Raw genomic sequence first — 26,399 nt, forward strand, 5'->3', positions numbered from 1 at the left:
TCTTCACAGAGTTATCCACAGCGCGCGACGATCCGACCCCGTCGGGTGCGTCGCCCGGCCGCGCTTGCCGCGCCCGCGTGCGGCGCGCTAGAGTGCCGCCTTCCGAAGACCTTGCGGCATGCGCCGCGCAACGGAGAATCCGTCTTGACGAATCCGTCCCACGCCGCGGCGCACGACACGCCGCGCCCGGCCCGATGAGCGCGCCCGGCGGCCCGCTCGCGCGGCTCGAAGCGCGCGTCACGCGCGAATGGCAGCGACGCGGCGCACTCGCTTGGGCGCTCACGCCGTTCGCGTGCGTGTTCGGCCTGTGCGCGGCGCTGCGCCGTACCGCCTACGCACAGGGCTGGAAGCAACCGGTCGACGTCGGCGTGCCCGTCGTCGTGGTCGGCAACGTGACCGTCGGCGGCACCGGCAAGACGCCGACCGTGATCGCGCTCGTCGATGCGCTGCGCGCGGCCGGGTTCACGCCGGGCGTCGTGTCGCGCGGCTACGGCGCGAACGTGAAGACACCCACCGCGGTCACGCCCGCATCGCGCGCGAGCGCGGCCGGCGACGAACCGCTGCTGATCGCGCGCCGCACCGATGCGCCCGTGTGGGTGTGTCCCGACCGCGTCGCGGCCGCCCAGGCGCTGCGCGCCGCGCACCCGGACGTCGACGTGATCGTCAGCGACGACGGCCTGCAGCACTACCGCCTCGCGCGCACGGTCGAGCTCGTCGTGTTCGACCACCGGCTCGGCGGCAACGGCTTCCTGCTGCCGGCCGGCCCGCTGCGCGAGCCGCTGTCGCGCCACCGCGACGCGACGCTCGTCAACGATCCGTACAGCGGCGCGCTGCCGCCGTGGCCCGACACCTATGCGCTCGCGCTGACACCGGGCGCCGCGTGGCACCTCGACCAGCCGGCGCTGCGCCGCCCGCTGTCGCAGTTCGCGCACGAGCGCGTGCTCGCCGCGGCCGGCATCGGCGCGCCGGAACGCTTCTTCGCGACGCTGCGCGCGGCCGGCCTCGCGCCGGCGACGCGCGCGCTGCCCGACCATTACGCGTTCGCCGACAATCCGTTCGTCGACGACGCAGTCGACGCCATCCTGATCACCGAGAAGGATGCAGTAAAATTGGGCGCTTCCTGGCGCGACGCTCGGCTGTGGGTCGTCCCCGTCGAAGCCGCGCTCGATCCTCGCCTCATTGCCCTCGTTGTGGAGAAACTCCGTGGACGCTCGCCTGCTTGAAATCCTTGTGTGCCCTATCTGCAAAGGCCCGCTCCACTATGACCGCGCCGCGCAGGAGCTGATCTGCAATGCGGACAAGCTCGCCTACCCGATCCGCGACGGCATCCCCGTGATGCTCGTCGACGAGGCACGCCAGACCGTCGAAGGCACGCCGGTCGACCCCGCCGGCCCGGCCGGCAGCTGAACGCCGCGCAGCTGCACCGGCACGCGGCCGCCGCGGTTTGCCGCGGCCGCATGCCGAACCCTGCCGGGCGACCTGCTTTCGACGCGTCGCCCGCCCCCGCCCTTCTCACCGCCCAGCCCCGATGACTCATCAGCAGCCCTTCATCGCCGTCATTCCTGCCCGGCTCGCGTCGACGCGCCTGCCGAACAAGCCGCTCGCCGATCTCGGCGGCAAGCCGATGGTCGTGCGCGTCGCCGAGCGCGCGCGCGAAGCGGGCGCGCAGCAGGTGCTCGTCGCGTCCGACGCGCAGAGCGTGCTCGACGCGGCACGCGATCACGGTTTCGAAGCGGTGCTGACGCGCGCCGACCATCCGTCCGGCACCGACCGGCTCGCGGAAGTCGCCGCGACGTTCGGATGGAGCGACGACACCGTCGTCGTCAACGTGCAGGGCGACGAACCGCTGATCGACCCGGTGCTCGTGCGCGACGTAGCGTCGCACCTCGCCGCGCATCCGGACTGCGCGATCGCGACCGCCGCGCACCCGATCCACGACGCGGCCGACGTGTTCAACCCGAACGTCGTGAAGGTCGCGCTCGACGCGCGCAACGTCGCGATGTACTTCTCGCGCGCGCCGATTCCGTGGAGCCGCGACGCCTATCTGCCGCACTGGCCCGACGTCGCGGCCATGCCGCCACCGGCCTTTCCGGTCCATCGCCACATCGGCCTCTACGCGTATCGCGCGCGTTTCCTGCGCACTTATCCGTCGCTCGCGCAGGCGCCGGTCGAGCAGGCTGAGCAGCTCGAACAGCTGCGCGCGATGTGGCACGGCGAGCGCATTGCCGTGCTGATTACCGAGCACGCGCCCGAAGCCGGCATCGACACGCCGGCCGATCTCGCACGCGTGCAGGCCCTTTTTCGTCCGGGTTCAAAATAACCCGTGGCATAATCAGGCGATTGTGCGAGCCGTCCGCGACCCGCGCGTTCTCGCTTGACCCGCCACGGCCCGTCCCGGCAGCCGCGCGTCGCTTTTAGCCGACGCGCCGCGTCAGACCGGTCCGCCGCGCGCCAGGCAAGCGCCGCGCACGCTGTCGCCGACACTTTCGCGTCTCGCCATACGAATCTACATTCTGGAGATATCACCATGCGTTTGATCCTGTTGGGCGCGCCCGGCGCGGGAAAGGGCACCCAGGCAAACTTCATCAAGGAAAAGTTCGGCATCCCGCAAATCTCGACGGGCGACATGCTGCGCGCGGCCGTCAAGGCCGGCTCGCCGCTCGGCGTCGAGGCGAAGGGCTACATGGACGCCGGCAAGCTCGTGCCGGACGCGCTGATCATCGGCCTCGTGAAGGAGCGCCTGAAAGACGCCGACTGCGCGAACGGCTACCTGTTCGACGGCTTCCCGCGCACGATCGCGCAGGCTGACGCGATGAAGGACGCCGGCGTCGCGATCGACTACGTGCTCGAAATCGACGTCCCGTTCTCGGAAATCGTCGAGCGCATGAGCGGCCGCCGCACGCACCCGGCATCGGGCCGCACGTACCACGTGAAGTTCAACCCGCCGAAGGTCGAGGGCAAGGACGACGTGACGGGCGAACCGCTGATCCAGCGCGACGACGACAAGGAAGAAACCGTCAAGAAGCGTCTCGAAGTGTACGAAGCGCAGACCAAGCCGCTGATCACGTACTACGGCGACTGGGCGCAGCGCGGCGAGGAAAACGGCCTGAAGGCCCCGCAGTATCGCAAGATCTCGGGCCTCGGCACCGTCGATGAAATCCGCGAGCGCGCGTTTGACGCACTGAAGTAAGCACCGCGTCGTGCACCCGCAAGCCGCCCTTTCCGGGCGGTTTTTTTTCGTCTGCTTGATCCCGCTTCGGCCGACCTGGATGCGCACGAGCGTGCCGGTCGCTCCGGCGCCCGGCGGGGCCCCGTACAATCGATCGGACGCAGGTGCCGACCGACATCGGACCCAACCAAGGAGACAGTGATGGAGATTCGCGGCAACGTCTTTCTGATCACGGGCGGCGCATCGGGCCTCGGTGCCGGAACGGCCCGCATGCTCGCGCAGGCCGGCGGCAAGGTCGTGCTCGCCGACCTCAATGAAGCGGCCGGCACGGCGCTCGCGCATGAACTGGGCGGCGTATTCGTGCGCTGCGACGTGTCGAGCGAGGCCGATGCGCAGGCGGCCGTCGACGTCGCGACGCGCGCGGGCACACTGCGCGGCCTCGTGAACTGCGCGGGCATCGCGCCCGCCGCGAAAACCGTCGGCAAGGACGGCGCGCATCCGCTCGACGTGTTCGCGAAGACGATCAACGTGAACCTGGTCGGCACCTTCAACATGATCCGGCTCGCGGCCGCCGCGATGGCCGCGACCGCGCCGAACGACGGCGGCGAGCGCGGCGTGATCGTCAGCACCGCGTCGGTCGCCGCGTACGACGGCCAGATTGGCCAGGCCGCGTACGCGGCGTCGAAGGCCGGCGTCGCGGGCATGACGCTGCCGATCGCGCGCGACCTCGCGCGCCAAGGCATCCGCGTGATGACGATCGCGCCGGGGCTGTTCGAGACGCCGATGCTGCTCGGCATGCCGAAGGACGTGCAGGACGCGCTCGGCGCGATGGTCCCGTTCCCGCCGCGGCTCGGCAAACCGGACGAATACGCGATGCTGGTGCGCCAGATCGTCGAGAACCCGATGCTCAACGGCGAAGTGATCCGCCTCGACGGCGCGATCCGGATGCAGCCGAAGTAAGTGCAAACAACTGCAAACAAAAACGCCCGCAATGCGGTAATGCCGTTCAGTTAAGCGACTGAACGGCATTTTTGTTTTTGGGAGGAGTGGTTGTAAACGGTGCGCAGAGGTGTTAACTTCTGGCGCGATGCTTTCCAGCCACCTCACCTATCTAAGTGCAGCCCAACAGCCCACGCCGGACCTGAGCCGGCTGGCGGAACATTTGCCGCAAGAATGGATCGAGCATGCGATCGAGGCGACGGGCACCGCGAGTATCCGCCGTCGGCGCTTGCCGGCCGAACAAGTGGTTTGGCTGGTGATTGCCTTGGCCATGTACCGGCACTGGTCGATCAATGAGGTACTCGACAGTCTCGATCTGGCGCTGCCCAACGAGGTCGTCCCCTTCGTCAGCAAGAGTGCCGTGGCGCAGGCGCGCCAGCGTATTGGCGAAGCGCCGCTGGCGTGGCTGTTCGAACGGACAGCCTGGGCGTGGACCACGCAGGACGCGGCACGCCATGCATTCAAGGGATTGAGTCTATGGGCGATGGACGGCACCACGCTGCGCACGGCCGACAGCCCGGCCAATCGTGAGCACTTTGGCGCGCAACGCTATGCCAGCGGCAAGGTCGCCAGTTACCCGCAGGTGCGGGCCGTGACGCTGACTGCCATTCCGACGCATCTGGTGGCCGATATCAACTTCGGCGCTTATGGCACCAACGAAATGGTGTACGCCCAGGATCTGCTGCCGCAGATACCGGACAATTCACTGACGGTATTCGACAAGGGCTTTCTGGCCGCTCGGATCTTGTGCGGCCTGACGATGAATGGGCACAACCGCCACTTCCTGATTCCGGCCAAATCCCATACCCGATGGGACGTGATCGACGGCACGCCGGACGATGCGACAGTACGCATGCGCGTGTCCCCGCAGGCGCGCAAACAATCTCCCGAACTGCCGGAGTTCTGGCAGGTCCGTGCGATTCGCACCATCGATGCGCGCGGGCGCGAACGCGTGCTGCTGACCTCGCTGGATGATCGCCAACGCTTCAAACCGGCCGATATCGTCGCCTGCTATGGGCGCCGCTGGCAAATCGAAACCAGCTACCGAGAATTGAAGCAGTCGATGCTCGGTGCGGAGCTGAGCTTGCGTAGCCGGACCGTCGAAGGGGTCTATCAGGAGATCTGGGGCGCATTGATTGCCTACAATCTGATTCGCCGCGAGATGGCCACTGCCGCATGGCAGGCGAAACTCGATCCGACCGACATCAGCTTCGTACGGGCATTGCACGTCTTTCAGCACGAAATGATGTGGGCTGCCGTCACCCCGGCCTTCGGCAAGATACCGGCGTGGCTCGACCGCCTGCACGCTCGCCTTGCGTTCGAGACCGTGGAAAAACAACGGGGGCGTGAATGCCCCCGTGTGGTTAAAGCTCGCCCCAAGCGTTACGCCGTTCGGCACATCACTGTCCCTTAACTGAACGGCATTACCCGCAATGCGGGCGTTTTTTGTTCAAGGCTTCAGGCGTCGCACCAGCGGCTCAGTCCTCGTCGTCGCGCTGCATCCGCTGCCGCAATTCCGTCACCTGCGATTCGACGACGGTTGCGTCGTCCGCATCGGGCCGCTCGCCGAGATACTGCTCGAGATCCTCGAGCGCGGGGCGCAGGTAGTCGAGCCGCGCATACGCGAAGCCGCGGTCGCGCACTTCGTCGAGCTGCTGCGGCAGCAGGATCACGAGCCGCTGCTGCACCGCGAGCAGCCGCTGCCAGCGTTCCGTCTGCAGATAGATCGTCTTCAGGTTGCGCAGCATCCGCGCTATGATCTCGCGGCTCGTGGCCGGCTGCAGCAACGCGCGCAACGCGCTGTCGACCGCGCCCGCCGCCCGCGCGACGTACGGCTCGAGCATCTCGACCATCTCGGCTTCGGACAGCGAATGGCCGTTGGTCGGATCGATGATCAGGTCGCCGTCCGGCAGCGTCACGCGCAGCAGGAAATGGCCGGGGAACGACACGCCGCGCGCCGGCACGCCGATCTGCTCGGCGAGCTCGAGGTACAGCACCGACAGCGAGATTGGAATCCCGCGCCGGCGCTTGAGCACCGCGTTCAGGTGGCTGTTATCGGGGTCGTAGTAATCGTTGTGATTGCACGCGAAGCCGAGTTCGCGAAAGAAGAATTCGTTGAGCGCGGCGACGCGGTCCTTCAGGTTCGCATCGTCGGCGAGCCGGCGGCGCAGCCGCGCGGCCAGCATGTCGAGTTCGGCCAGCGTGCCCTGCAGGTCGAGGTCGGGATAGGCGTCCTGTGCGAGCGACAGCGCGGTCTCCGTGACGGGCAGGCTGTCGTCGTCCGCCACGAGCGTGCTGAAGTAGTCGAGGACGCGGGTCATTGCGGTCGTCACTTGGCGCGCCTTCTGAAGTAAGCGTATTTAAAGCCCATTACCCACAACATACCGAAATATAGTGCAGCGAACAGCACGAGGCACGCGGCCATCAGCGCGATGCGATCGAGCGGCTGCGCGCGCATGCCGGTCCAGTCGAAGCTGATCGCGCACCAATGCATCAGCCCCGCGAGCACGAGCGCCGCGCCGACGAGCTGCACGAAGAAGCGCGGCCAGCCCGGCGACGGCTGATAGATGCCGCGCTTGCGCAGCCCGAGGAACAGCAGCAGCGAATTCAGGCACGCGCCGACGCCGATGCTCAGCGTGAGGCCCGCATGACCGATCAGCGGCACGAACACGTAGTTCGACAGCTGCGTGACGATCAGCACGCCGACCGCGATCTTCACCGGCGTCTTGATATCCTGCTTCGCATAGAAGCCTGGCGCGAGGATCTTGATCAGGATGATGCCGACGAGGCCGATCCCGTAGGTCGCGAGCGCGCGGGCGACCATCGTGACGGTATGCGCGTCGAACTTGCCGTAGTTGAACAGCGTCGCGGTGAGCGGCGTCGCGAAAAAGAACAGCGCGAGCGCGCTCGGCGCCGCGAGCAGGAACGTGACGCGCAGCCCCCAGTCGAGCAGCGACGAATACTCGTGCGTATCGGCGTCGACGTGCGCCTTCGACAGGCTCGGCAGCAGGATCGTGCCGAGCGCGACGCCGAGCAGCGCCGTCGGGAATTCCATCAGCCGGTCGGCATAGTTGATCCACGACACCGCGCCCTGCCCGAGCCGCGACGCGATGTTGGTGTTGATGATCAGCGACAGCTGCGCGACCGACACCGCGAACGTCGCGGGCACCATCTTCGCGAGCACGCGCTTCACGCCCGGGTGGCGCAGCGCGCGCAGCGGGTTGATGCCGATCAGCGGCACCATGTCGATCTTCTTCAGCCCCGGCAATTGCACGAGGAACTGCAGCACGCCGCCCACGATGACGGCCCACGCGAGCGCGTACACCGGCACCTTCAGATGCGGCGCGACGAACACGGCCGCGGCGATGAACGCGACGTTGAGCAGCACCGGCGCGAACGCGGGCAGCGAGAAGCTCTTGTAGGTGTTGAGCACGCCGGACGCGAGCGTGGTCAGCGAGATGAACACGATGTACGGGAACATGATCCGCGTCATCGTGACCGCGAGCGGGAACGCCTGCCCGTCGGTATGCAGGCCGGACGCGACCGCGAACACGACCCACGACGCGCCGGCGATCCCGAGGACCGACAGCACGGCAAGCGCCCATGCGAGGACGGTCGACATCGCGTCGACGAGCGCCTTGGTCGCATCGTGCCCCTGCTGGTTCTTGAATTCGGCCAGGATGGGCACGAACGCCTGCGAGAACGCGCCTTCGGCGGACAGGCGGCGCAGCAGGTTCGGAATACGGAAGGCGACGTAGAACGCGTCGGTGTATTGACTGGCGCCGAACGCACGGGCGATCAGCGTCTCGCGGGCCAGTCCGGTCACGCGCGACAGCAGCGTGAAGCCGCTGACCGTCAGCAGGGCTCGGAATAGATTCATGGGGCGCTTATTATACGGACGTTGCGTGTCCCGGCACGGACGGATGCCGAAAAGGACCTGCGTCGCCGGCGGCCCCGCCCGGCGGGCGTCACGTTGAACTTGCCACGCGCTTGATTTTGTTGCTATAATTGCCGGTTTCTGAGCCTGTTACATGCACGGCAGCTGTCGTTTTCATGTCTCGGCCTCGGTTAAACTCACCGTTTTTTATGCGCCCCTGGGCAATCGTTCTCAGGGGACGGATCGAAAAGCAGCGCTTGGCCGTCAGGCTCCAAGCTCTGGAAACAGGACAGGATAAGGAACCGTCATGGCTAACTCCGCACAAGCACGCAAGCGCGCCCGCCAAGCCGCGAAGGCAAATTCGCACAACTCGGCGCTGCGCTCGAAATTCCGTACCGCGATCAAGTCGGTTCGCAAGGCTGTTGAAGCCGGCGACCAGGCAAAGGCTGCCGAGCTGTTCAAGGCTGCCGTGAAGACGATCGACACGATCGCCGACAAGAAGATCGTTCACAAGAACAAGGCCGCTCGCAGCAAGAGCCGCCTCGCCGCGGCCGTCAAGGGCCTGCAGGCAGCAGCGTAAGCCGGTACGCCCGCTTCGGCGGGCGTTCCTGTTTCCTGCGATCGCAAAAAAGCCCGCCTAGGCGGGCTTTTTTGCGTGTCGGCCGCGCATCGCGCCGGACGACCATCAGACGCGAGCGCGGCATGCGCGCTCGCCCGTCGACTTCACTTCTTCTCGTTGTAGTCCGGCAGCTCGCACGCCTCGGTGACGACGAGGTTGTTGTCCTTCGCGAAATTCAGCACGAAATCGAACGCCATCGGCTCGATGTCGCGCAGCCGGGAATCGAGGATCACGCATTTCAGGTCGCCGAGCATCGTCGGGCGCACGTACAGCGAATATTTCAGGCGCGCGTTCGGGCCGCTCGCGCCGGGCCCGAAGCAGGCCATCACGCCGGCCAGACGCTCCGACCAGTCGCTCGGGCGAAACTTTTTCCCGTCTTTCGTGATGCCCTGGATGAAGAATTCGGTCGGAGGGGTTTCAGCCATGTGGTTACCCAAGTGACGGCCCGGCGATGTCCAGGCGACGGCGCCTGGATACGCGAACACAAAGCTGGAGTGGACGACACACGCGCTTCGATATCCCGAAAACAGGCCGTCGATGCGTGCCGCCGGCGCGCCGCACCGGATTTGTGCAGCGCATGGCTTGTGTCCGGCAGAGCGCGAAAAGCCTTGCCTGCCGGGCTGGAGAAAACTTTCGGATTATACCGCAGCGCGCCATCGCGCGTCGTCTCGCCACCCCTGTTCCGGCGTGCTCCAGCGTGCGCGACGATGCCGCCCCGGTGTATGTCGCGGCTCGTCAAAGCACAGAAAATCCTTTATGCTGCTTTGCAGTTATCCACACCCGACGGCGGCGGCGTCCGGCTCCGCAGCCGGCTCCAACCCGCCGTATTTCGTTTCATGACCGCCAAAACCATTCGTCACTACCTGCAGTTCAAGGATTTCTCGCTGGAAGACTACGAGTACGTGCTCGAACGCACGGGTATCCTGAAGCGCAAGTTCAAGAACTACGAGACCTATCACCCGCTGCACGACCGCACGCTCGCGATGATCTTCGAGAAGAGCTCGACGCGCACGCGGCTGTCGTTCGAAGCCGGCATCTTCCAGTTGGGCGGCCACGCGGTGTTCATGAGCACGCGCGACACGCAGCTCGGCCGCGGCGAGCCCGTCGAGGATTCCGCGCAGGTCATCTCGCGAATGGTCGACATCATCATGATCCGCACGTTCGAGCAGGACGTGATCACGCGCTTCGCGCAGAACTCCCGCGTGCCGGTGATCAACGGCCTGACCAACGATTACCACCCGTGCCAGGTGCTCGCCGACATCTTCACGTACTACGAGCACCGCGGCCCGATCGCCGGCAAGACGGTCGCGTGGGTCGGCGATGCGAACAACATGCTGTACACGTGGATCGAAGCCGCGCAGATCCTCGGCTTCAAGCTGCGCCTGTCGACGCCGCCGGGCTATGCGCTCGACATGAAGCTCGTGTCGCCGGACAGCGCGCCGTTCTACGAAGTGTTCGACGATCCGAACGAAGCGTGCAAGGGTGCCGATCTCGTGACGACCGACGTGTGGACGAGCATGGGTTTCGAAGCCGAGAACGAAGCGCGCAAGCAGGCGTTTGCCGACTGGTGCGTCGACGAGGAAATGATGGGCCACGCGAACGCGGACGCGCTCTTCATGCACTGCCTGCCCGCGCACCGCGGCGAGGAAGTGACGGCCGGCGTGATCGACGGCCCGCAGAGCGTCGTGTGGGACGAGGCGGAAAACCGCCTGCACGTGCAGAAGGCGCTGATGGAGTTCCTGCTGCTCGGCCGCCTCAAGCACTGAACGCCACACTCGCGCGCTGCCAAGATCCGGCGGCATGCAAAGAAAAGCGCCGATCGATGATCGGCGCTTTTTCGTTTGCGCGGGCGAAAGCGCGTGAAGGGTGCGGGTCGAACGCCCGCGTTACACGCACACCGGCTCGGGTTCCAGCTCGACGCCGAATTGCTTGCGCACGTCGTCCTGGATCGCCCGCGCCAGTGCGAGCACGTCGGCGCCCGTCGCGCCGCCGCGATTGACCAGCACGAGCGCCTGACGATCGTGCACGGCCGCCGCGCCGAGCGTGCGCCCTTTCCAGCCGCAGCGGTCGATCAGCCAGCCGGCGGCGAGTTTCACCTGCCCGCCCGGCTGCGGATACGACACGACGTCCGGCACGCGCGCGCGCAGCCCATCGAACTGCGCGGCGTCGATCACCGGATTCTTGAAGAAACTGCCCGCGTTGCCGAGCTCGAGCGGATCGGGCAGCTTCGCGCGGCGGATCGCGACGACCGCGTCGAACACGTCGCGCGGCGTCGCCGCGTCGGGCGCGATGCCGCGCGCGTCGAGCTCGCGCGTGACATCCGCGTAGCCGAGCCGCGGCGTCCAGCGCTTGGGCAGCCGGAACGTCACCGCGACGATCGCGAAGCGGCCGCGCCCTTCCCGCTTGAAGAAGCTGTCGCGATAGCCGAACGCGCAGCGCGCGGCATCGAAGCGCTCGCTGCGCCCCGTCGCGAGTTCGACGGCGACCAGCGAGTCGAAATACGTCTTCATCTCGAGGCCGTACGCGCCGATGTTCTGGATCGGCGCGGCGCCGACGGTGCCCGGAATCAGCGCCAGGTTCTCGAGGCCCGGCATGCCGTGCTCGAGCGTCCACGCGACGAACGCGTGCCAGGTCTCGCCGCCGCCGGCCTCGACGTACCACGCATCGTCGTCCTCGCGCACGACGCGACGCCCGGCGATCTCGTCGAGCAGCACGACTCCGTCGAAATCGCGCGTGAACACGACGTTGCTGCCGCCGCCGAGCACGAGTTGCGACAGGTGCGCGACGCGCGGATCGCGATGCAGCGCCGCGAACTGCGCCGCATGCGTGACGCGGGCGGCAAAGCGCGCGGTCGCGTCGATGCCAAACGTGTTGTGCGCGGCAAGCGGATGGTCGGGGAGCAGCGACAGGGCGGAATCGTCAGGTGGCATCGGCATTCGCGGTCGCGTCCGCCGGGCGGCATAAGGCCGGCCTTGGGCAAACGCAGGGGCATCGGTAAAATGGCAAACAGTCCGCAATTATAGCGAGTGCCCGCGCGCAAGCCGGGCGCCTGCATCTCAAGGGAGAATGCCATGCCATCGTTCGACGTCGTTTCCGAAGCGAACATGATCGAAGTGAAGAACGCCATCGAGCAGTCGAACAAGGAAATTTCGACGCGCTTCGACTTCAAGGGCTCCGACGCGCGCGTCGAGCAGAAGGAGCGCGAGCTGACGCTGTTCGCCGACGACGATTTCAAGCTCGGCCAGGTCAAGGACGTGCTGATCAACAAGCTCGCGAAGCGCAACGTCGACGTGCGCTTCCTCGACTACGGCAAGGTCGAGAAGATCGGCGGCGACAAGGTCAAGCAGATCGTCACCGTGAAGAAAGGCGTGACGGGCGACCTCGCGAAGAAGATCGTCAGGCTCGTGAAAGACAGCAAGATCAAGGTGCAGGCGAGCATCCAGGGCGACGCGGTGCGCGTGACCGGCACGAAGCGCGACGACCTGCAGAGCGTGATCGCGATGCTGCGCAAGGACGTGACCGACACCCCGCTCGACTTCAACAACTTCCGCGACTGATCGACGCCGTCGACCGGTCACTCCGCGCCGCCGGGCCCCGATGCCCCGGCGGGCGGCGACAGCAGCAACCCCTTCCTCAGAGCTTCCCGCCGTCCTGCGCGCCGCCGTTGGCCGCGGCCTTCTTCTTGTCGCCGATCCGGCTTTCCTGGCCCGCCAGCAGCTTCGAGATGTTGCCGCGGTGACGCCACACGAGCAGCACGCTCATCGCGAGCACGGCCCACGCGACCGGGTTGTGGCTCGTGCCGAACAGGAACACGTCGAACAGCGGCGCGAACACGGCCGCCACCAGCGCGGCGAGCGACGAATAGCGGAAGAAGAACGCGACGATCAGCCAGGTCAGCGCGGTCGCGAGCCCGAGCACCGGGTGCACCGCGAGCAGCACGCCGGCCGCGGTCGCGACGCCCTTGCCGCCCTGGAAGCGGAAGAACACCGGGTACAGGTGGCCAAGGAACACGGCGATCGCGACCCACGCCACGGCGACGTCGGGCAGCCCGAAGTGCCGCGCGAGCCAGACGGCGAGCCAGCCCTTGAATGCGTCGCCGACGAGCGTCAGGATCGCGGCCTTCTTGTTGCCGCTGCGCAGCACGTTGGTCGCGCCAGGATTCTTCGACCCGTACGAACGGGGATCGGCCAGGCCCATCGCGGCGCTGACGACGACGGCGAACGACACCGAACCGATCAGGTAGGCAACAAGTGCGGCGAGCAGGATCTGCATGCGGAGAACTCTTCTTTCAACGTATCGGTGAAGGGGCGGCCGGGCGCGGCATGCCGGCCGGTTGCGGCAGGCGCCGTCGCGGCGAACCGCCGGCAGGCCATGGCGGCCGGCCGTGCGGGCCGACCGGCCGAAACGGCGCCCATTCTACCGAACGCGCACGGCCTGCCACGAAGGTGAAACCCTCAGTCGCCGCTCGCGCACTGCACGGGCGTCGCACCGAGCAGCGTCGTGAGCACCGCCGGCGCGAGGCTGACGAGATAGCCGCGACGGCCGCCGTTCAGGTAGATCGTCGGCAATTCGAGGATGGTCGATTCGACGTACACGGGCATCGGCTTGCGCGTGCCGAACGGCGACGTGCCGCCGACCAGATAGCCGGAATAGCGGTTCGCGACGTCGGGCTTGCATGGCTCGACGCGCTTCGCGCCGATCTGCCGCGCGAGGTTCTTGGTCGATACCGTGCGGTCGCCGTGCATCAGCACGATCAGCGGCTTTGCATGTTCGTCCTCCATCACGAGCGTCTTCACGACGCTGTGTTCGTCGACGCCGAGCTGGCGCGCCGACTCGCCGGTGCCGCCGTGCTCGACGTAATCGTACGGATGCTCGCCGAATGCGACGCCGTGGCGGCGCAGCAGCTGGGTCGCGGGTGTCTCGGACACGTGTCTGGATTTGCTCATCGCGGCATTTTAATGGCGAACGACCAGCGGGCGCGCGCCATCGCCCCCGCGCGTGCTCGCGGAGGGTTGCCGCGCGCCGGCGGTATACTCGCGGCCCTTTGGTCACGGACGGCCGGTCCCGGACGAGCGGTCCCGGACGGCCGGTCCCGGACGGGCACGCCCATCCATCATCATTGCGGACTTCGCGAAGCGCCATTGCCCGAATGGCCGATTGTGGCGCGGCCGCCGTCATGGCACGATCGTTCGCAAAACTCGCCGCGCCATCGCCCGGCCCTTCTTCTGGAGACGCAATGCCCTCGCCTGCCCGCTCATCCGCGCCGCCCGACGTCGCGGCACTGCTCGCCGCGTTGCCCAGCCGCATCGCCGACGTGCCCGCCCGCTGGGCCGCGCAGGCGCCCGCGCATCCAGCGCTGATCGAGGACGCGCGCCGCCTGTCGTACGGCGAGCTGGCGCAAGCCGTCGAGGCTGCCGCCGAGCGGCTCGCGCGCCTGGGCGTGCGCGGCGGCGATCGCGTGATGATCGTCGCGGAAAACAGCATCGCGCAGATCGTGCTGCTGTTCGCCGCCGCGCGCGTTGACGCATGGGCGCTCGTGTCGAATGCGCGGCTGTCGGCCAGCGAACTCGATGCGATCGCCGCGCACGCGCGCCCGAAGCTGATCGCGTTCGCCACGGAAGCGTCGCCCGACGCGCGCGCACACGCGGCACGCCACGATGCGACGCCCGCCGACGCGCTGCCGGTCGACATCGGCGCGTGGTCGCACCGCGTCGACCCGAGCGCGCCCGGCGAACCGGTGGCGGCCGACGGCGCCGCCCAATGCGCGGCGCTGATCTACACGACCGGCACGACGGGCACGCCGAAAGGCGTGATGCTGTCGCATCGCAACCTGCTGTTCATCGCCGCGATGTCGAGCACGCTGCGCCGCGTGTCGCCCGACGACGTCGTCTATACGGTGCTGCCCGTGTCGCATGTGTACGGGCTCGCGTCGGTCTGCCTCGGCAGCCTGTACGCGGGCGCGACGCTGCGGCTCGCGCCGCGCTTCTCGCCGGAGGCCGTGCGCGTCGCGCTCGCCGACGAAGGCGTGACGATCTTCCAGGGCGTGCCCGCGATGCACGCGAAGCTGCTCGAGCACCTGCACACGCACGCGCACGCATGGCGCGCGCCGCGGCTGCGCTTCGCGTATTCGGGTGGCTCGCCGCTCGACGCCGACCTGAAGGCGCGCGTCGAGCGCGTGTACGGCGTGCCGCTGCACAACGGCTACGGGATGACCGAGAGCAGCCCGACGATCACGCAGACGCCGCTCGACGCACCGCGTACCGACTGCTCGGTCGGCGTGCCGATCCCGGGCGTGGAGATGCGGATCGTCGCACCGGACGGCACCGACGTGCCGCACGGCGAAGTGGGCGAAATCCGCGTGCGCGGGCCGAACGTGATGCTCGGCTACTACCGCGACGCGGATGCGACGCGCGCGGCCGTGTCGCCCGACGGCTGGCTCGGCACCGGCGATCTCGCGCGCCGGGAAGCGGACGGCTCGGTGACGATCGCGGGCCGCAGCAAGGAACTGATCATCCGCTCGGGCTTCAACGTGTATCCGGTCGAGGTCGAACAGGTGCTGAACGCGCACCCGGACGTCGTGCAGGCGGCCGTCGTGGGCCGCGCGGTCGAGGGCAACGAGGAAGTGCTCGCGTTCGTCGAGCTGGTGCCCGGCGCGAGCGCGACCGAGGCCGCGCTGCAGGCGTGGTGCGCGCAACGGCTCGCGCCTTACAAGCGCCCCGCGCGGATTCGCGTGCTCGATGCGCTGCCGGCCGCATCGACGGGCAAGGTGCTGAAGCACAAGCTGCGCGAACTCGCGTGACGTGTGACGCGCGGCGCCGGCCGCATGCCGCGCATGGGCCGGCGCGCGTGCCGCGCTAGCCGCGCTAGCCGCGCTAGCCGCGCGGATGGTGCGTCGCGTGCAGCGTCTTGAGCCGCTCGCGCGCGACGTGCGTGTAGATCTGCGTGGTCGAGATATCGCTGTGACCGAGCAGCAGCTGCACGACGCGCAGGTCGGCGCCGTGGTTCAGCAGGTGCGTCGCGAACGCGTGCCGCAGCGTATGCGGCGATAGATGCGCGCGCACGTCGGCCTGCTGCGCGTGGCGCTTGATGATGTTCCAGAACTGCTGGCGCGTCATCCCGTCGCCGCGCGCGGTCACGAACAGCGCGTCGGCCGCGCGTGCGCCGAGCAGCGCCGGCCGCGCGTCGCGCAGGTAGCGCTCGATCCAGCCGTGCGCGACTTCGCCGAACGGCACGAGCCGTTCCTTCGAGCCCTTGCCCATCACGCGCACGACGCCCTCGTTGAGCCCGACCTCGACGGTCTTCAGCGTGACGAGCTCGCTCACGCGCAGCCCGCTTGCATACATCAGCTCGAGCATCGTGCGATCGCGCAGGCCGAGCGGCGTGCCGACGTCGGGTGCACCGAGCAGCGCCTCGACCTGCGCCTCGGACAGCGTCGACGGAAACCGCGCGGCCTGCTTCGCCGACGTGATCCGCAGCGTCGGGTCCGCATTCGCGCGATGCTCGCGCACGGCCCAGCCGTAATAGCGCCGGAACACCGACAAGCGCCGGTTCGACGATGTCGCCTTGCCGTCGCTGCGCGCGGCGATGTAGCCGATCAACATCGCTTCGTCGGCCGAGTCGAGCGGCGCGTCGTGCGTCGCGGCCAGCCATTGCGAAAACAGCACCAGATCGCGCCGGTACGCATCGAGCGTATTGCGCGCGAGCCCGTGTTCGAGCCACAGCGCATCGCAGAACACGTCGATCGACGCGCGGCTCGCGAGCAGCGCCGGCGATGCGGCGGCCGCGTCGCCAGCGGTATCGGTGTCGGACGCGGAGTCGGGGGAAAGCAACGGTTCACTCATCGGTACGGCACGCCCTCGTGCGCCAGCAGCCAGCGCTTTACTTTCTGGTAATAGCCATTGTCGTCGTGGTTCGCGAAGCCGCCGAGGCCGCCCGCCGCGACGACGCGATGGCAAGGAATCACGAGCGGGAAATAGTTCGCGCCGCACGCCTGGCCGACCGCGCGCGGCGCGCTGCCGATCCGCTTCGCGACCTGGCCATAGGTCAGCACCGTGCCCGGCGCGATGTCGCTGATCACGTCCCACACGCGATGCTGGAATGGGCTGCCGACGTCGGCGAGCGGCAGGTCGAAGCGCGCCGATGCGCGCTCGAAATAACGTTCGATCTGCTCGACCGCGCGCCGCGCGAGCGGCGAGTCCGGCTCGACCGGCTTGACCGACTCGGGCAGATAGACGATCTCGCGCACCACCGCGGCGTCGGTGCGGATGCCGACCTTGCCGAACGGTGCGTCGATGACTGCGTTGAACATGAGCTTCTCCTCACCGGTGAAACGCGCGCCGCCGCCGCGCGCCGTCGATACTGTACGCCGCGTTCATGCGGCACGCAGCGCCCATTCGACATGCTCGCGCACGATCGGCGACGGATCGTCGGCCCGCGCGCGCAACGCGGCGACGATCGCGTCGCGCGCTTCGGGCGCGAGCCGATCGGCCGGCGCGCGCAACGCATTGCCGAGCCCGACCGCGAGATTGCGCAGCCAGCTTTCATGGCCGATGCGCCGGATCGCGCTGCCCTGCATCCGCGTATCGAACGTGTCGGCATCCCAGCCGAACAGCTCGACGAGCGTCGCGCGGTCGAGCCCGTGCCGCACGTCGAAATCGGCGACGGGCGCGGCCTGCGCGAACTTGTTCCACGGGCACACGAGCTGGCAGTCGTCGCAGCCGTACACGCGGTTGCCGATCATCGGCCTCAGCGGCTCCGGAATGCTGCCTTTCAGTTCGATCGTCAGGTACGAGATGCAGCGGCGCGCGTCGACGCGATACGGCTCGACGATCGCACCGGTCGGGCATGCATCGATGCAGCGCGTGCAGCTGCCGCAGTGCGCGCCGGGCGTCTCGGGCGCGACGTCGGGCGCCGTTTGCGCGTCGGTCGGCAGCGGAATGTCGACGTAGATTTCGCCGAGGAAGAACAGCGAACCCGCGTCGCGCTGCAGCAACAGCGTGTGCTTGCCGCGCCAGCCGACGCCGGCCTTCTGCGCGAGCTCGACTTCGAGCACCGGCGCCGAATCGGTGAACACGCGGTAGCCGAACGCGCCGATCTCGCGCTCGATGCGCTCCGCGAGCGTCTGCAGACGGTTGCGCAGCACCTTGTGATAGTCGCGGCCGCGTGCGTAGATCGACACGACGGCCGCCTGCGGATCGTCCAGGCGCGCGTGCTCGCGGGCGCGCCAGTCGTGCGGCACGAGTGCGCCGGGGGAGGCATCGGGTGCGTCGGCCGCGAGCGTCTGGGCCGGCAGATAGGCGAGCCGCGCGGAGATCACGCGTCGCGTACCGGCCACAAGTTCGGCCGGCCGCGCGCGTTTCGTCCCGTGTTTCGCCATATAATCCATTTCGCCGTGGTACCCGGCTTCCAGCCAGGCGGCGAGGCCTGCTTCGGCATCCGAGAGATCGGTATCGCTGATGCCTATCGCCCCGAAACCCAATTCGCGCCCCCACGCCTTGATGCGAGTGGCGAGCGCAGTCAACGTCGCATCATCGAGCGCGCACGGCGCCGCGCCTTCGGTACGAGTCGAAGGCCTGTCGGATGCGGCGAGTTCCGGTAATCGGTTCATCGCACTATTTTACGAGAATGCCAGCCACGTCCCATACGCCTCATGCAGACACGCTGCCCGCCCCGCTCGCGGAGCGCGTGATCGCACTCGCCGACGAAGCGGCGACCGAGGCTTTCGGCACCCGCTTCGCGCACGCGCTCGACGCGGCGCGCGGCGAACTCGCCCGCGCGCACGCGTTCGACGGGCTGCAGATCCAGCTGATCGGCGACCTCGGCGCGGGCAAGACGACCCTCGTGCGCGCGATCCTGCGCGGCCTCGGCCACCCGGGACGCGTGCGCAGCCCGACCTACACGCTCGTCGAACCGTATGCATTCGCACGCGACGATGGGGAACTTGAGGTCTATCACTTCGATCTGTATCGATTCAACGATCCGGCCGAATGGTCCGACGCGGGCTTTCGCGAATATTTCAATTCCAGCGCGATCTGCCTCGTCGAATGGCCGCAACAGGCGGGCACCCTGCTCGGCGTGCCCGATCTGGTTTTCTCGCTCGACGTGGACGGCGACGGTCGCGCCCTCACCGTCCGGGCGTTCAGCGCTTCAGGAAAGGCATGTCTCGAAAGATGTTGATCAAACCGTTCCGCTCGATCGAATCGGCGGCCACCGCGACGCACAACTGGCGGCGCCGCCAGATCCTGCGCGCGGGCGCGTCGACGCTGGTGCTCGGGCTCGCCGCGCCGCGGCTCGCGCACGCGTCGTCGGTGCTCGGCGTGCGCGTGTGGCCCGCACGCGATTACACGCGCGTCACGATCGAATCCGACCAGCCGCTGCAGAATAGCCAACAGCTGTTGCAGGGCCCCGACCGGCTCGTCGTCGACCTGAGCGGGCTCGATCTCGATCAGGCCCTGCGCGACCTCGTGTCGAAGATCGCGCCGAACGATCCGCAGATCCAGTCGGTGCGCGTCGGTCAGTACCAGCCGCACGTCGTGCGGATGGTGTTCGACCTGAAAGGCTCGGTGAAGCCGCAGGTGTTCACGCTGCCGCCGGTGGGCACCTACAAGTACCGGCTCGTGTTCGACCTGTATCCGGCCGTCGCGCCCGATCCGCTGTCCGACCTGATCGCGCAGACGGAACGCAAGGAACAGGCGCTCAACGACACCGCGCGCGCGCAGCAGATGCAGCCGCCGACCTCGCTCGCGGGCCCGGCCGCGCCGTCGGCGCCCGCCGCGGGCGACAGCACCGACGCGTTCTTCCAGCGCTTCGCGCAGAACACGCCGGCCACGCCGCGCACGCCGCCGGCCGCCGCGACGCCCTCCACGCCCGCGAAACCGGCCGTCAAGCCGCCGCCCGTCATCGCGCGCCGCGACGACAGCGACGACGACGGCGACACCTACAAGTTCACCGCACCCAAATCCGGCAAGGGCGGCACCATGCGCCTGCTGACGGTCGCGATCGATCCGGGCCACGGCGGCGAGGATCCGGGCGCGATCGGCGGCGGCGGCACGTACGAGAAGCACATCGCGCTCGACATCGCGAAGAAGCTGCGCGCGAAGATCGACGGCGCGCCGAACATGCGCGCGATGATGACGCGCGACGCCGACTTCTTCGTGCCGCTGAACGTGCGCGTGCAGAAGGCGCGCCGCGTCGGCGCCGACCTGTTCGTGTCGATCCACGCGGATGCGTTCACGACGCCCTCCGCGCGCGGCTCGTCGGTGTTCGCGCTGTCCGACCACGGCGCGACGAGCGCCGCGGCACGCTGGATGGCGAACAAGGAAAACTCGTCGGACCTGATCGGCGGCATCAACATCAAGACGCAGGACGCGGCCGTGAGCCGCGCGCTGTTCGACATGTCGACGACCGCGCAGATCCGCGATTCGCTGCGCTACGGCGGCTACGTGCTGAAGGAAGTCGGCGGCATCAACAAGCTGCACAAGGGCTCGGTCGAGCAGGCCGGATTCGCGGTGCTGAAGGCGCCCGACATTCCGTCGATCCTCGTCGAGACCGCGTTCATCAGCAACCCGGAAGAAGAGAGCCGGCTGAACGACGACAGCTATCGCGACCAGATGGCCGACGCGATCTTCCGCGGCATCAAGCGTTACTTCGCCGCGAACCCGCCGCTCGCGAAGAACCGGATGGCCTGACGCACGGCCGCTTCCTCTTCATCGCCGCCGGCACGCGCTGCGTGCCGGCGCGTCACGACGCCGCAAAGCGGCGCATCAGCTTCCCGCCGAATACGTTCACCGCGAGCCCGCCCATCACGAGCGCGGCACCTGCCAGCTGCGCGCGCGTCAGGTGTTCGTCGAGCAGCAGCGCCGACGACGCGAGCCCGACGATCGGCACCAACAGCGAGAACTGCGCGACCTGCGCGGCCGGATAGCGCGACATCAGGCGGCTCCACAGGCCGTAGCCGAGCAGCGTCGCGACGAACGCGAGATAGACGACCGCGAAGATCGACGCGCCGTCCAGGCCGGCGAGCGCGGCGCCGATCCGCTGCGGCCCCTCGAACCACAGCGACAGCAGGAAGAACGGCACGGGCGGCACGAGGCTCGCCCATACGACCAGCGACACGAGGTTCGCCCGGCCGACCTTCTTCGTGACGATATTGCCGATCGCCCACATCGCGGCCGAGCAGATGGTCAGCAGGAAGCCGGCGAGCGTCATCGCGCGGCCGCCCTGCGCGGCGATCACGGCGAGCCCGGCCGCGGCGATCGCGAGCCCGATCAGGTTCTCCATGCGCAGCCGCTCGCGGAGGAACAGCATCGCGAACACGAGCGTGAAGAACGCCTGCGACTGCAGCACGAGCGACGCGAGACCGGCCGGCATGCCGACGTACATGCTTGTGAACAGGAACACGAACTGGCCGAGCTGGATCGTCGCGCCGTACAGGATCAGCATGCGCCACGGAATCTGCGGCCGGCGGACGAAGAACACCGCGGGCACGGCCGCGAGCGTGAAGCGCAGCGCGCCGAGCAGCATCGGCGGCATGCCGTGCAGCCCGACCTTGATCACGACGAAGTTCACGCCCCACGCCAGGATCACGATTAGCGCGAGCAGCAAGTCCTTCGGGGCCATCATCGGCGTCTCCTCGTTTTGAATGGTGGTTCCGAGGCGGCTCAGTCTACCGGGTTTCGCCGCCCGGCCCGATACCCGCGCGGCGTGCAGGGAATCGGCCATGGGCGTGGCCGCGCATCGACTGGCAAGCCGCATCACGCGTGCCCGCTGCCGCCCGCACCGCAGGCTGGCGCAGCGCCACGCCCATTACGCGCGCGGCCAGTACAATGACCGGCATCCCCGCCGTTCGCCACGAGGCCTGTCATGACCGAACCGATCAAAGCCTTGCTGAAGCCGCACATTCGCGACATCGGCAACCTGCAGGTGCGCCGCACGCTGCCCGCGCTCGCCGCACGCCTCGTCGGCCCGTTCATCTTCTTCGATCACATGGGGCCCGCGGCGCTGCCGGCCGGCACCGGGCTCGACGTGCGCCCGCACCCGCATATCGGGCTCGCCACCGTCACCTACCTGTTCGACGGTGCGATCCTGCACCGCGACAGCCTCGGCTCGCGGCAGGAGATCGTGCCGGGCGACGTGAACTGGATGACGGCCGGCCGCGGCATCGTCCATTCGGAGCGCACGCCCGACGCGCAGCGCGCGAGCGGCCATACGGTGCACGGGATCCAGACCTGGGTCGCGCTGCCCGCCGCCCACGAAACCACCGAGCCGTCGTTCGAGCACCATGCGGCCCACACGCTGCCCACGCGCCACGAAAACGGCGTGACGCTGACGGTGATCGCCGGCGACGCGTTCGGCCTGCGCTCGCCCGTCACGACGTTCTCGCGCACGCTGTACGTCGCCGCCGAATTCGCGGCCGGCAGCCGCCTCGAGCTCGACGCGTCGCACGAGGAACGTGCGGTCTACGTGGTCGACGGCGACCTGACGATCGACGGCACGCCAGTGCCCGCCGAGCAGATGGCCGTGCTCACGCCGGGCGCGACCGTCACGCTCGGAAGCGGCAACGGCGCGCGCGCGATGTTGCTGGGCGGCGACAAGATCGACGGCGAACGCTTCATCGAATGGAATTTCGTCGCGAGCAGCCGCGACGCGATCGAGCGCGCGAAAGCAGCGTGGACGAACCAGGAAATGGGCGAGGTGCCCGGCGAAACCGAGTGGATTCCGCTGCCCGCAGCGAAGCCGCGTTGAAAAAGGCGCGCGCCGCCCCCATCCTCACGACATTCGACTGGAAGAGAACGACATGGACACCACGCTTGCCACTTTCGAGAAAGACGTCATCGAGGCGTCGCTGGACGCCCCCGTGCTGGTCGACTTCTGGGCGCCGTGGTGCGGCCCCTGCAAGACGCTCGGTCCGCTGCTCGAAAAGCTCGAAGCCGACTACCAGGGCCGCTGGAAGCTCGTGAAGGTGAACGTCGACGAGAACCAGGAGCTCGCCGCGCACTTCCAGACGCGCAGCATCCCGCACGTGATCGCGTTCGCCGACGGGCGCCCGGTCGACCAGTTCATCGGCGTGCTGCCGGAAGGCCAGTTGCGCGCGTTCCTTGACCGGCTGCTGCCGGCGCCCGAGGAAGCAGAACGCCGCGCCGCGCAATACGCGATCGCCGAGTCACGCTACGACGATGCGCTCACCCACCTCGAGGCGGCGCTCGCGCTGAACCCCGGTTTCGACGATGCACGGCTCGACCTGATCGAACTGCTGCTCGCGAACAACCAGGTCGATGCCGCGCGCACCGAGGCCGAGCGCCTGTCGCCGCAGACCGTGCAGGGCGCCGATCCGCGCTACCAGGCGATCAAGACCCGTTTCGATGCGCTCGACGCGACGGCCGACCTGCCGCCGACCGACGCGCTCGAAGCGCGTATCGCGGCGAATCCCGCCGATCTCGACGCACGCTTCGACCTTGCGCAGAGCCTGATCGCGCGACGCGCGTACGAAGGCGCGCTCGAGCAGTTGCTGGAAATCGTGTTGCGCGACCGCGCGTATGGCGACGACCTCGGCCGCCGCACGATGCTGTCGGTGTTCGAGCTGGCGGGCGACAGCCCCGAGCTCGTCGCCGCGTGGCGGCGCAAGCTGAGCATGGCGCTCAACTGACGAACGGGCGGCCGGGCTGCGATGGCCCGGCTGCCGCGCCATCGCGCGCGGCGGCTCTGCCGCGCCGCGGCAGCGCAGCATGCTTCTACGCGCGGATCGATTTCCGGATCAGCCCGCGGCCCGCGCCGCGAGCGCGCGCAGCGCATGCGCGGCGGCCGCGAAACCGAAGCTCGCGGTCACGCACACGCTGGAACCGAATCCCGCGCAGTTGAGCCCCGCGACATGCGCGGCCGCGGACGGCTCCGCGCCATCCTCGATGTCGCAAGCGGCCGCTTCCGGATAGATCAGCGGCTCGTCCGAATACACTGCGCTGACCTTGAAGCGCGCCTTCGGCCCGCGCGGAAAGCCGTGCTGCTTGCGCAACTGCGCGCGCACCTTCGACAGCAGCGGATCCTGGATCGTCAGCGCGAGATCGTCGATCCGGATGCGCGTCGGGTCGAGCTGCCCGCCCGCGCCGCCGACCGTGACGAGCGGCTGCCCTTTCGCGACGCACCACGCGATCAGCGCGACCTTCGTCCGCACGCTGTCGATCGCGTCGATCACGTAGTCGAAGCCGCCGCCGAGCAGCGCGTCGAAGTTGTCGGGTTCCGCGAAATCCTCGATCCGGTTCACGCGGCACGCGGGATCGATCAGCGCGATCCGCTCGGCCATCGCATCGACCTTCGGCTTGCCGTAATTGCCGTCGAGCGCGTGGATCTGCCGGTTCGTGTTGCTTTCCGCGACGTTGTCGAGGTCGATCAGCGTCAGCGTGCCGATCGCGCTGCGCGCGAGCGCCTCGGCCGTCCACGAACCGACGCCGCCGATGCCGATCACGGCGACGTGCGCGCGCTCGAACGCGGCGAGCGCGGGGGCGCCGTACAACCGCGCGATGCCGCCGAAACGGCGTTCGCGATCCACGTCAAGCTGGATTGTCGGGCTCGGGGTAAGATCAGAAGAACTGGGCGGGGCAGCGTCGGGGGCGGACATGGCAGCAAGGAAAACGTAAGCGTACAGCCCTCTATTTTGCCTGAACTCGCCGCCTACACGCGCCACTGTGCACGCACGATTCCCGCGCGTTCGCTATACTGGCCCCGGATTGAAGCGTTTGCATAACATGACAACTCTCGCCGATCTTCGCATCAACTATTCGCGTGCTTCGCTCGATGAAGCCGATGTCGCCCCCGACCCTTTCGCCCAGTTCGATCGCTGGTTCAAGGAGGCGCTCGCCGCCAAGCTTCCCGAGCCGAACACGATGACGCTCGCCACCGTCGGCGAGAACGGCCGGCCGTCGGCCCGAATTGTGCTCATCAAGGGTGTCGACGAACGCGGGTTTGTCTTCTTTACCAATTACGAAAGCCGCAAGGGCCGCGATCTCGCCGCCCATCCGTACGCGGCGCTGCTCTTCTACTGGATCGAGCTCGAGCGCCAGGTGCGCATCGAAGGCCGGATCGAGAAAACCAGCACCGACGAAAGCGACCGCTATTTCGCGTCGCGCCCGCTCGGCTCGCGCATCGGTGCGTGGGCGTCCGAGCAGAGCGCCGTGATCGACAGCCGTGCGACGCTCGAAGCGCGCGAGAAGGCCGTGGCCGAACGCTACGGCGAGAATCCGCCGCGCCCGCCGCAGTGGGGCGGCTATCGCGTCGTGCCCGACGCGATCGAATTCTGGCAGGGCCGCCCGTCGCGGCTGCACGATCGCCTGCTCTACACGCGCGACGCGGCGGCGGCGCCGGGCTGGACCATCTCGCGCCTGTCGCCGTAAGCAAGGCAGCGGCGCCGGTGCCTGCCGGTCGTGTCTCGTGTTGCATCCGGGCGCCCGCCTCGCGAGGAGCGGGCGCCGGTCAAGATACTTGGCTGTATTCGATTCAACGAACAAACGGAGAATCCAAATGTTCTGGGAAAAGAAGCTGGCACAGTGGGCGGACGAAGTACGGGCGAAGGCGAACATACCGGCGCGCCTCGTGCTGTGGAACGGCGATCAACTCGATTTCGGCACCTTCAGCGCACCGCAGGTCACGCTGAAGGTCAACAGCGCGTCCGCGTTGCCGCTGCTGCTCGAACCGAGCCTCGACAATCTCGGCGAGGCGTACGTGAAGGGCAAGATCGACATCGAGGGCAGGCTGTCGGACATCATCAACATCAGCTACTCGCTCGCGCGCAGCACGGTCACCAGCGCGAGCAAGCTCGCGCGCGTGAAGCGCTACTTCAATCATACGAAGAACAGCGACAGGAAGGCGATCCAGTATCACTACGACGTCTCGAACGAGTTCTACCAGCTGTGGCTCGACGAGAACATGGTGTACTCGTGCGCGTACTTCGAGAACGGCGACGAGGATCTCGCCACCGCGCAGATCAAGAAGATCGACCATATCCTGACCAAGATCCAGCTCGAGCCCGGCCAGCGGCTGCTCGACATCGGCTGTGGCTGGGGCGCGCTCGTGCTGCGCGCCGCGCAGAAGTTCGGCGCGACCTGTCTGGGCGTGACGCTGTCGCAGAACCAGTTCGATCTGGCGACCGCGCGCGTGAAGGCCGCCGGGCTCGAGGACAAGATCGAGATCCGCCTGCAGGACTACCGCGAGATCGACGGGCAGTTCGACCGCATCACGAGCGTCGGGATGTTCGAGCACGTCGGCCGCAAGAACCTGCCGCTCTATTTCTCGCGCGTGCATGACCTGCTGACCGACGAAGGCATCGCGATGAACCACGGGATCACGTCGACCGACGCCGAAAGCGGCGAGACGGCGCTCGGCGGCGGCGAATTCATCGACCGCTACGTATTCCCGGACGGCGAGCTGCCGCACATCAGCCTCGCGCTCGAAGCGGCGCAGCGCGGCGGGCTCGAGGCGGTTGACGTCGAAAGCCTGCGGCGGCACTATGCGCGCACGCTCGAGATCTGGACCGAGAACTTCGAGGCGAAGGCGGAACAGGCGCGCGCGCTCGTCGACGACGAAAAATTCCGCATCTGGCGCGTGTACCTCGCCGGTTGCGCGTATGCATTCGAGCACGACGACGTGTCGATCTTCCAGATCGTGTGCCGCAAGGCTGGACGCAGCGCGAAAACGCTGCCGTGGTCGCGGCGCTATATGTACGAACACACGCTGCCGCGCTAGGCGGC

27 protein-coding genes are annotated in these 26,399 nt (G+C 67.9%); 16 read left to right on the forward strand and 11 right to left on the reverse strand.

Going from position 1 to position 26,399, the window contains the following annotated elements; genetic code table 11:
• Positions 1-194 precede the first annotated feature (194 nt).
• The 6 genes from lpxK (at position 195) to FFI87_RS13380 (ending at position 5,582) form a co-directional block, all read left to right on the forward strand.
• Positions 195-1,223, forward strand: coding sequence for a tetraacyldisaccharide 4'-kinase (gene lpxK, locus FFI87_RS13355; protein ID WP_012364541.1), 1,029 nt, complete (start codon positions 195-197; stop codon positions 1,221-1,223).
• On the forward strand, positions 1,204-1,407 hold the full coding sequence (locus tag FFI87_RS13360) for a Trm112 family protein (RefSeq protein ID WP_006750935.1): 204 nt from the start codon (positions 1,204-1,206) through the stop codon (positions 1,405-1,407). Before lpxK ends, FFI87_RS13360 begins: the two co-directional genes overlap by 20 nt.
• A gap of 121 nt (positions 1,408-1,528) precedes the next feature.
• Entirely contained in the window at positions 1,529-2,320 is a 792-nt protein-coding gene (kdsB, locus tag FFI87_RS13365; RefSeq protein ID WP_138847261.1) for a 3-deoxy-manno-octulosonate cytidylyltransferase, read from the forward strand.
• A gap of 207 nt (positions 2,321-2,527) precedes the next feature.
• A complete protein-coding gene (adk, locus tag FFI87_RS13370) occupies positions 2,528-3,190 on the forward strand; it encodes an adenylate kinase (RefSeq protein ID WP_006750937.1) in 663 nt (220 codons plus the stop codon).
• Between the two features lie 180 nt (positions 3,191-3,370).
• Positions 3,371-4,129, forward strand: a complete 759-nt coding sequence (locus tag FFI87_RS13375) for an SDR family NAD(P)-dependent oxidoreductase (RefSeq protein ID WP_138847260.1) — start codon at positions 3,371-3,373, stop codon at positions 4,127-4,129.
• Positions 4,130-4,256: 127 nt separating this feature from the next.
• Positions 4,257-5,582 (forward strand): IS4 family transposase, encoded by a 1,326-nt coding sequence (locus tag FFI87_RS13380; protein WP_138847259.1) that lies wholly within the window; start codon positions 4,257-4,259, stop codon positions 5,580-5,582.
• A gap of 64 nt (positions 5,583-5,646) precedes the next feature.
• On the opposite strand, the gene FFI87_RS13385 is transcribed toward FFI87_RS13380, so the two are convergent.
• Positions 5,647-6,489, reverse strand: a complete 843-nt coding sequence (locus FFI87_RS13385) for a SirB1 family protein (RefSeq protein ID WP_041489949.1) — start codon at positions 6,487-6,489, stop codon at positions 5,647-5,649.
• Between the two features lie 8 nt (positions 6,490-6,497).
• Positions 6,498-8,093, reverse strand: coding sequence for a murein biosynthesis integral membrane protein MurJ (murJ, locus tag FFI87_RS13390; protein ID WP_346269278.1), 1,596 nt, complete (start codon positions 8,091-8,093; stop codon positions 6,498-6,500).
• Between the two features lie 259 nt (positions 8,094-8,352).
• On the opposite strand from murJ, the gene rpsT reads away from it, so the two are divergent.
• Positions 8,353-8,625: a 30S ribosomal protein S20 gene (gene rpsT, locus FFI87_RS13395; protein ID WP_006482211.1), complete on the forward strand. Its 273-nt coding sequence runs from the start codon at positions 8,353-8,355 to the stop codon at positions 8,623-8,625.
• A gap of 143 nt (positions 8,626-8,768) precedes the next feature.
• On the opposite strand, the gene FFI87_RS13400 is transcribed toward rpsT, so the two are convergent.
• On the reverse strand, positions 8,769-9,089 hold the full coding sequence (locus tag FFI87_RS13400; protein ID WP_006762342.1) for a DUF3579 domain-containing protein: 321 nt from the start codon (positions 9,087-9,089) through the stop codon (positions 8,769-8,771).
• A 411-nt stretch (positions 9,090-9,500) separates the two neighbouring features.
• On the opposite strand from FFI87_RS13400, the gene argF reads away from it, so the two are divergent.
• A complete protein-coding gene (gene argF, locus FFI87_RS13410) occupies positions 9,501-10,430 on the forward strand; it encodes an ornithine carbamoyltransferase (protein WP_006750942.1) in 930 nt (309 codons plus the stop codon).
• A gap of 120 nt (positions 10,431-10,550) precedes the next feature.
• Here the strand turns inward: argF and murB are convergent, their stop codons facing one another.
• Complete coding sequence (gene murB, locus FFI87_RS13415) at positions 10,551-11,600, reverse strand: UDP-N-acetylmuramate dehydrogenase (RefSeq protein WP_138847258.1); 1,050 nt, start codon at positions 11,598-11,600, stop codon at positions 10,551-10,553.
• 135 nt (positions 11,601-11,735) lie between these two features.
• Here murB and FFI87_RS13420 point away from each other — a divergent pair, with 135 nt between their 5' ends.
• Positions 11,736-12,221 carry a YajQ family cyclic di-GMP-binding protein gene (locus FFI87_RS13420; protein WP_012364548.1) on the forward strand — a complete coding sequence of 162 codons (486 nt, stop codon included), beginning with the start codon at positions 11,736-11,738 and terminating at the stop codon, positions 12,219-12,221.
• A 76-nt stretch (positions 12,222-12,297) separates the two neighbouring features.
• On the opposite strand, the gene plsY is transcribed toward FFI87_RS13420, so the two are convergent.
• Together plsY and ybaK are read right to left on the reverse strand one after the other, a co-directional pair.
• Positions 12,298-12,936 (reverse strand): glycerol-3-phosphate 1-O-acyltransferase PlsY, encoded by a 639-nt coding sequence (plsY, locus tag FFI87_RS13425; RefSeq protein WP_138847257.1) that lies wholly within the window; start codon positions 12,934-12,936, stop codon positions 12,298-12,300.
• 182 nt (positions 12,937-13,118) lie between these two features.
• A complete protein-coding gene (gene ybaK / locus FFI87_RS13430) occupies positions 13,119-13,610 on the reverse strand; it encodes a Cys-tRNA(Pro) deacylase (protein WP_138847256.1) in 492 nt (163 codons plus the stop codon).
• Positions 13,611-13,900: 290 nt separating this feature from the next.
• Here ybaK and FFI87_RS13435 point away from each other — a divergent pair, with 290 nt between their 5' ends.
• Positions 13,901-15,463: a class I adenylate-forming enzyme family protein gene (locus FFI87_RS13435; RefSeq protein ID WP_138847255.1), complete on the forward strand. Its 1,563-nt coding sequence runs from the start codon at positions 13,901-13,903 to the stop codon at positions 15,461-15,463.
• Between the two features lie 73 nt (positions 15,464-15,536).
• Here FFI87_RS13435 and xerD read toward each other — a convergent pair whose 3' ends face one another.
• From xerD to queG, 3 genes are all read right to left on the reverse strand, one after another.
• The gene (gene xerD, locus FFI87_RS13440) at positions 15,537-16,505 is read right to left on the reverse strand and encodes a site-specific tyrosine recombinase XerD (protein ID WP_138847254.1); all 969 of its coding nucleotides are present in this window, start codon (positions 16,503-16,505) and stop codon (positions 15,537-15,539) included.
• Positions 16,502-16,972 (reverse strand): methylated-DNA--[protein]-cysteine S-methyltransferase, encoded by a 471-nt coding sequence (locus FFI87_RS13445; protein WP_012364553.1) that lies wholly within the window; start codon positions 16,970-16,972, stop codon positions 16,502-16,504. Before FFI87_RS13445 ends, xerD begins: the two co-directional genes overlap by 4 nt.
• Positions 16,973-17,035: 63 nt before the next feature.
• A complete protein-coding gene (queG, locus tag FFI87_RS13450; protein ID WP_012364554.1) occupies positions 17,036-18,271 on the reverse strand; it encodes a tRNA epoxyqueuosine(34) reductase QueG in 1,236 nt (411 codons plus the stop codon).
• A 17-nt stretch (positions 18,272-18,288) separates the two neighbouring features.
• Between queG and tsaE the strand changes: the two genes are divergently transcribed.
• Together tsaE and FFI87_RS13460 are read left to right on the forward strand one after the other, a co-directional pair.
• Positions 18,289-18,840, forward strand: a complete 552-nt coding sequence (gene tsaE / locus FFI87_RS13455; protein WP_041491256.1) for a tRNA (adenosine(37)-N6)-threonylcarbamoyltransferase complex ATPase subunit type 1 TsaE — start codon at positions 18,289-18,291, stop codon at positions 18,838-18,840.
• Entirely contained in the window at positions 18,822-20,351 is a 1,530-nt protein-coding gene (locus FFI87_RS13460; RefSeq protein WP_105786251.1) for an N-acetylmuramoyl-L-alanine amidase, read from the forward strand. Before tsaE ends, FFI87_RS13460 begins: the two co-directional genes overlap by 19 nt.
• 52 nt (positions 20,352-20,403) lie before the next feature.
• Here FFI87_RS13460 and FFI87_RS13465 read toward each other — a convergent pair whose 3' ends face one another.
• Positions 20,404-21,282: an EamA family transporter gene (locus FFI87_RS13465; protein ID WP_186381726.1), complete on the reverse strand. Its 879-nt coding sequence runs from the start codon at positions 21,280-21,282 to the stop codon at positions 20,404-20,406.
• Positions 21,283-21,525: 243 nt separating this feature from the next.
• Here FFI87_RS13465 and FFI87_RS13470 point away from each other — a divergent pair, with 243 nt between their 5' ends.
• Both FFI87_RS13470 and trxA read left to right on the forward strand, forming a co-directional pair.
• On the forward strand, positions 21,526-22,407 hold the full coding sequence (locus tag FFI87_RS13470) for a pirin family protein (protein ID WP_138847252.1): 882 nt from the start codon (positions 21,526-21,528) through the stop codon (positions 22,405-22,407).
• A 52-nt stretch (positions 22,408-22,459) separates the two neighbouring features.
• On the forward strand, positions 22,460-23,308 hold the full coding sequence (trxA, locus tag FFI87_RS13475) for a thioredoxin (protein WP_138847251.1): 849 nt from the start codon (positions 22,460-22,462) through the stop codon (positions 23,306-23,308).
• Positions 23,309-23,416: 108 nt separating this feature from the next.
• Here trxA and tcdA read toward each other — a convergent pair whose 3' ends face one another.
• Positions 23,417-24,274 carry a tRNA cyclic N6-threonylcarbamoyladenosine(37) synthase TcdA gene (tcdA, locus tag FFI87_RS13480; protein WP_138847250.1) on the reverse strand — a complete coding sequence of 286 codons (858 nt, stop codon included), beginning with the start codon at positions 24,272-24,274 and terminating at the stop codon, positions 23,417-23,419.
• A gap of 127 nt (positions 24,275-24,401) precedes the next feature.
• Between tcdA and pdxH the strand changes: the two genes are divergently transcribed.
• Together pdxH and FFI87_RS13490 are read left to right on the forward strand one after the other, a co-directional pair.
• Positions 24,402-25,046, forward strand: a complete 645-nt coding sequence (gene pdxH, locus FFI87_RS13485; protein WP_012364560.1) for a pyridoxamine 5'-phosphate oxidase — start codon at positions 24,402-24,404, stop codon at positions 25,044-25,046.
• Positions 25,047-25,173: 127 nt separating this feature from the next.
• A complete protein-coding gene (locus FFI87_RS13490; protein WP_012364561.1) occupies positions 25,174-26,394 on the forward strand; it encodes an SAM-dependent methyltransferase in 1,221 nt (406 codons plus the stop codon).
• Positions 26,395-26,399: the final 5 nt, after the last annotated feature.

It is taken from the genome of Burkholderia sp. KBS0801 (assembly GCF_005937855.2).
Taxonomy (GTDB): Bacteria; Pseudomonadota; Gammaproteobacteria; order Burkholderiales; family Burkholderiaceae; genus Burkholderia; species Burkholderia ambifaria.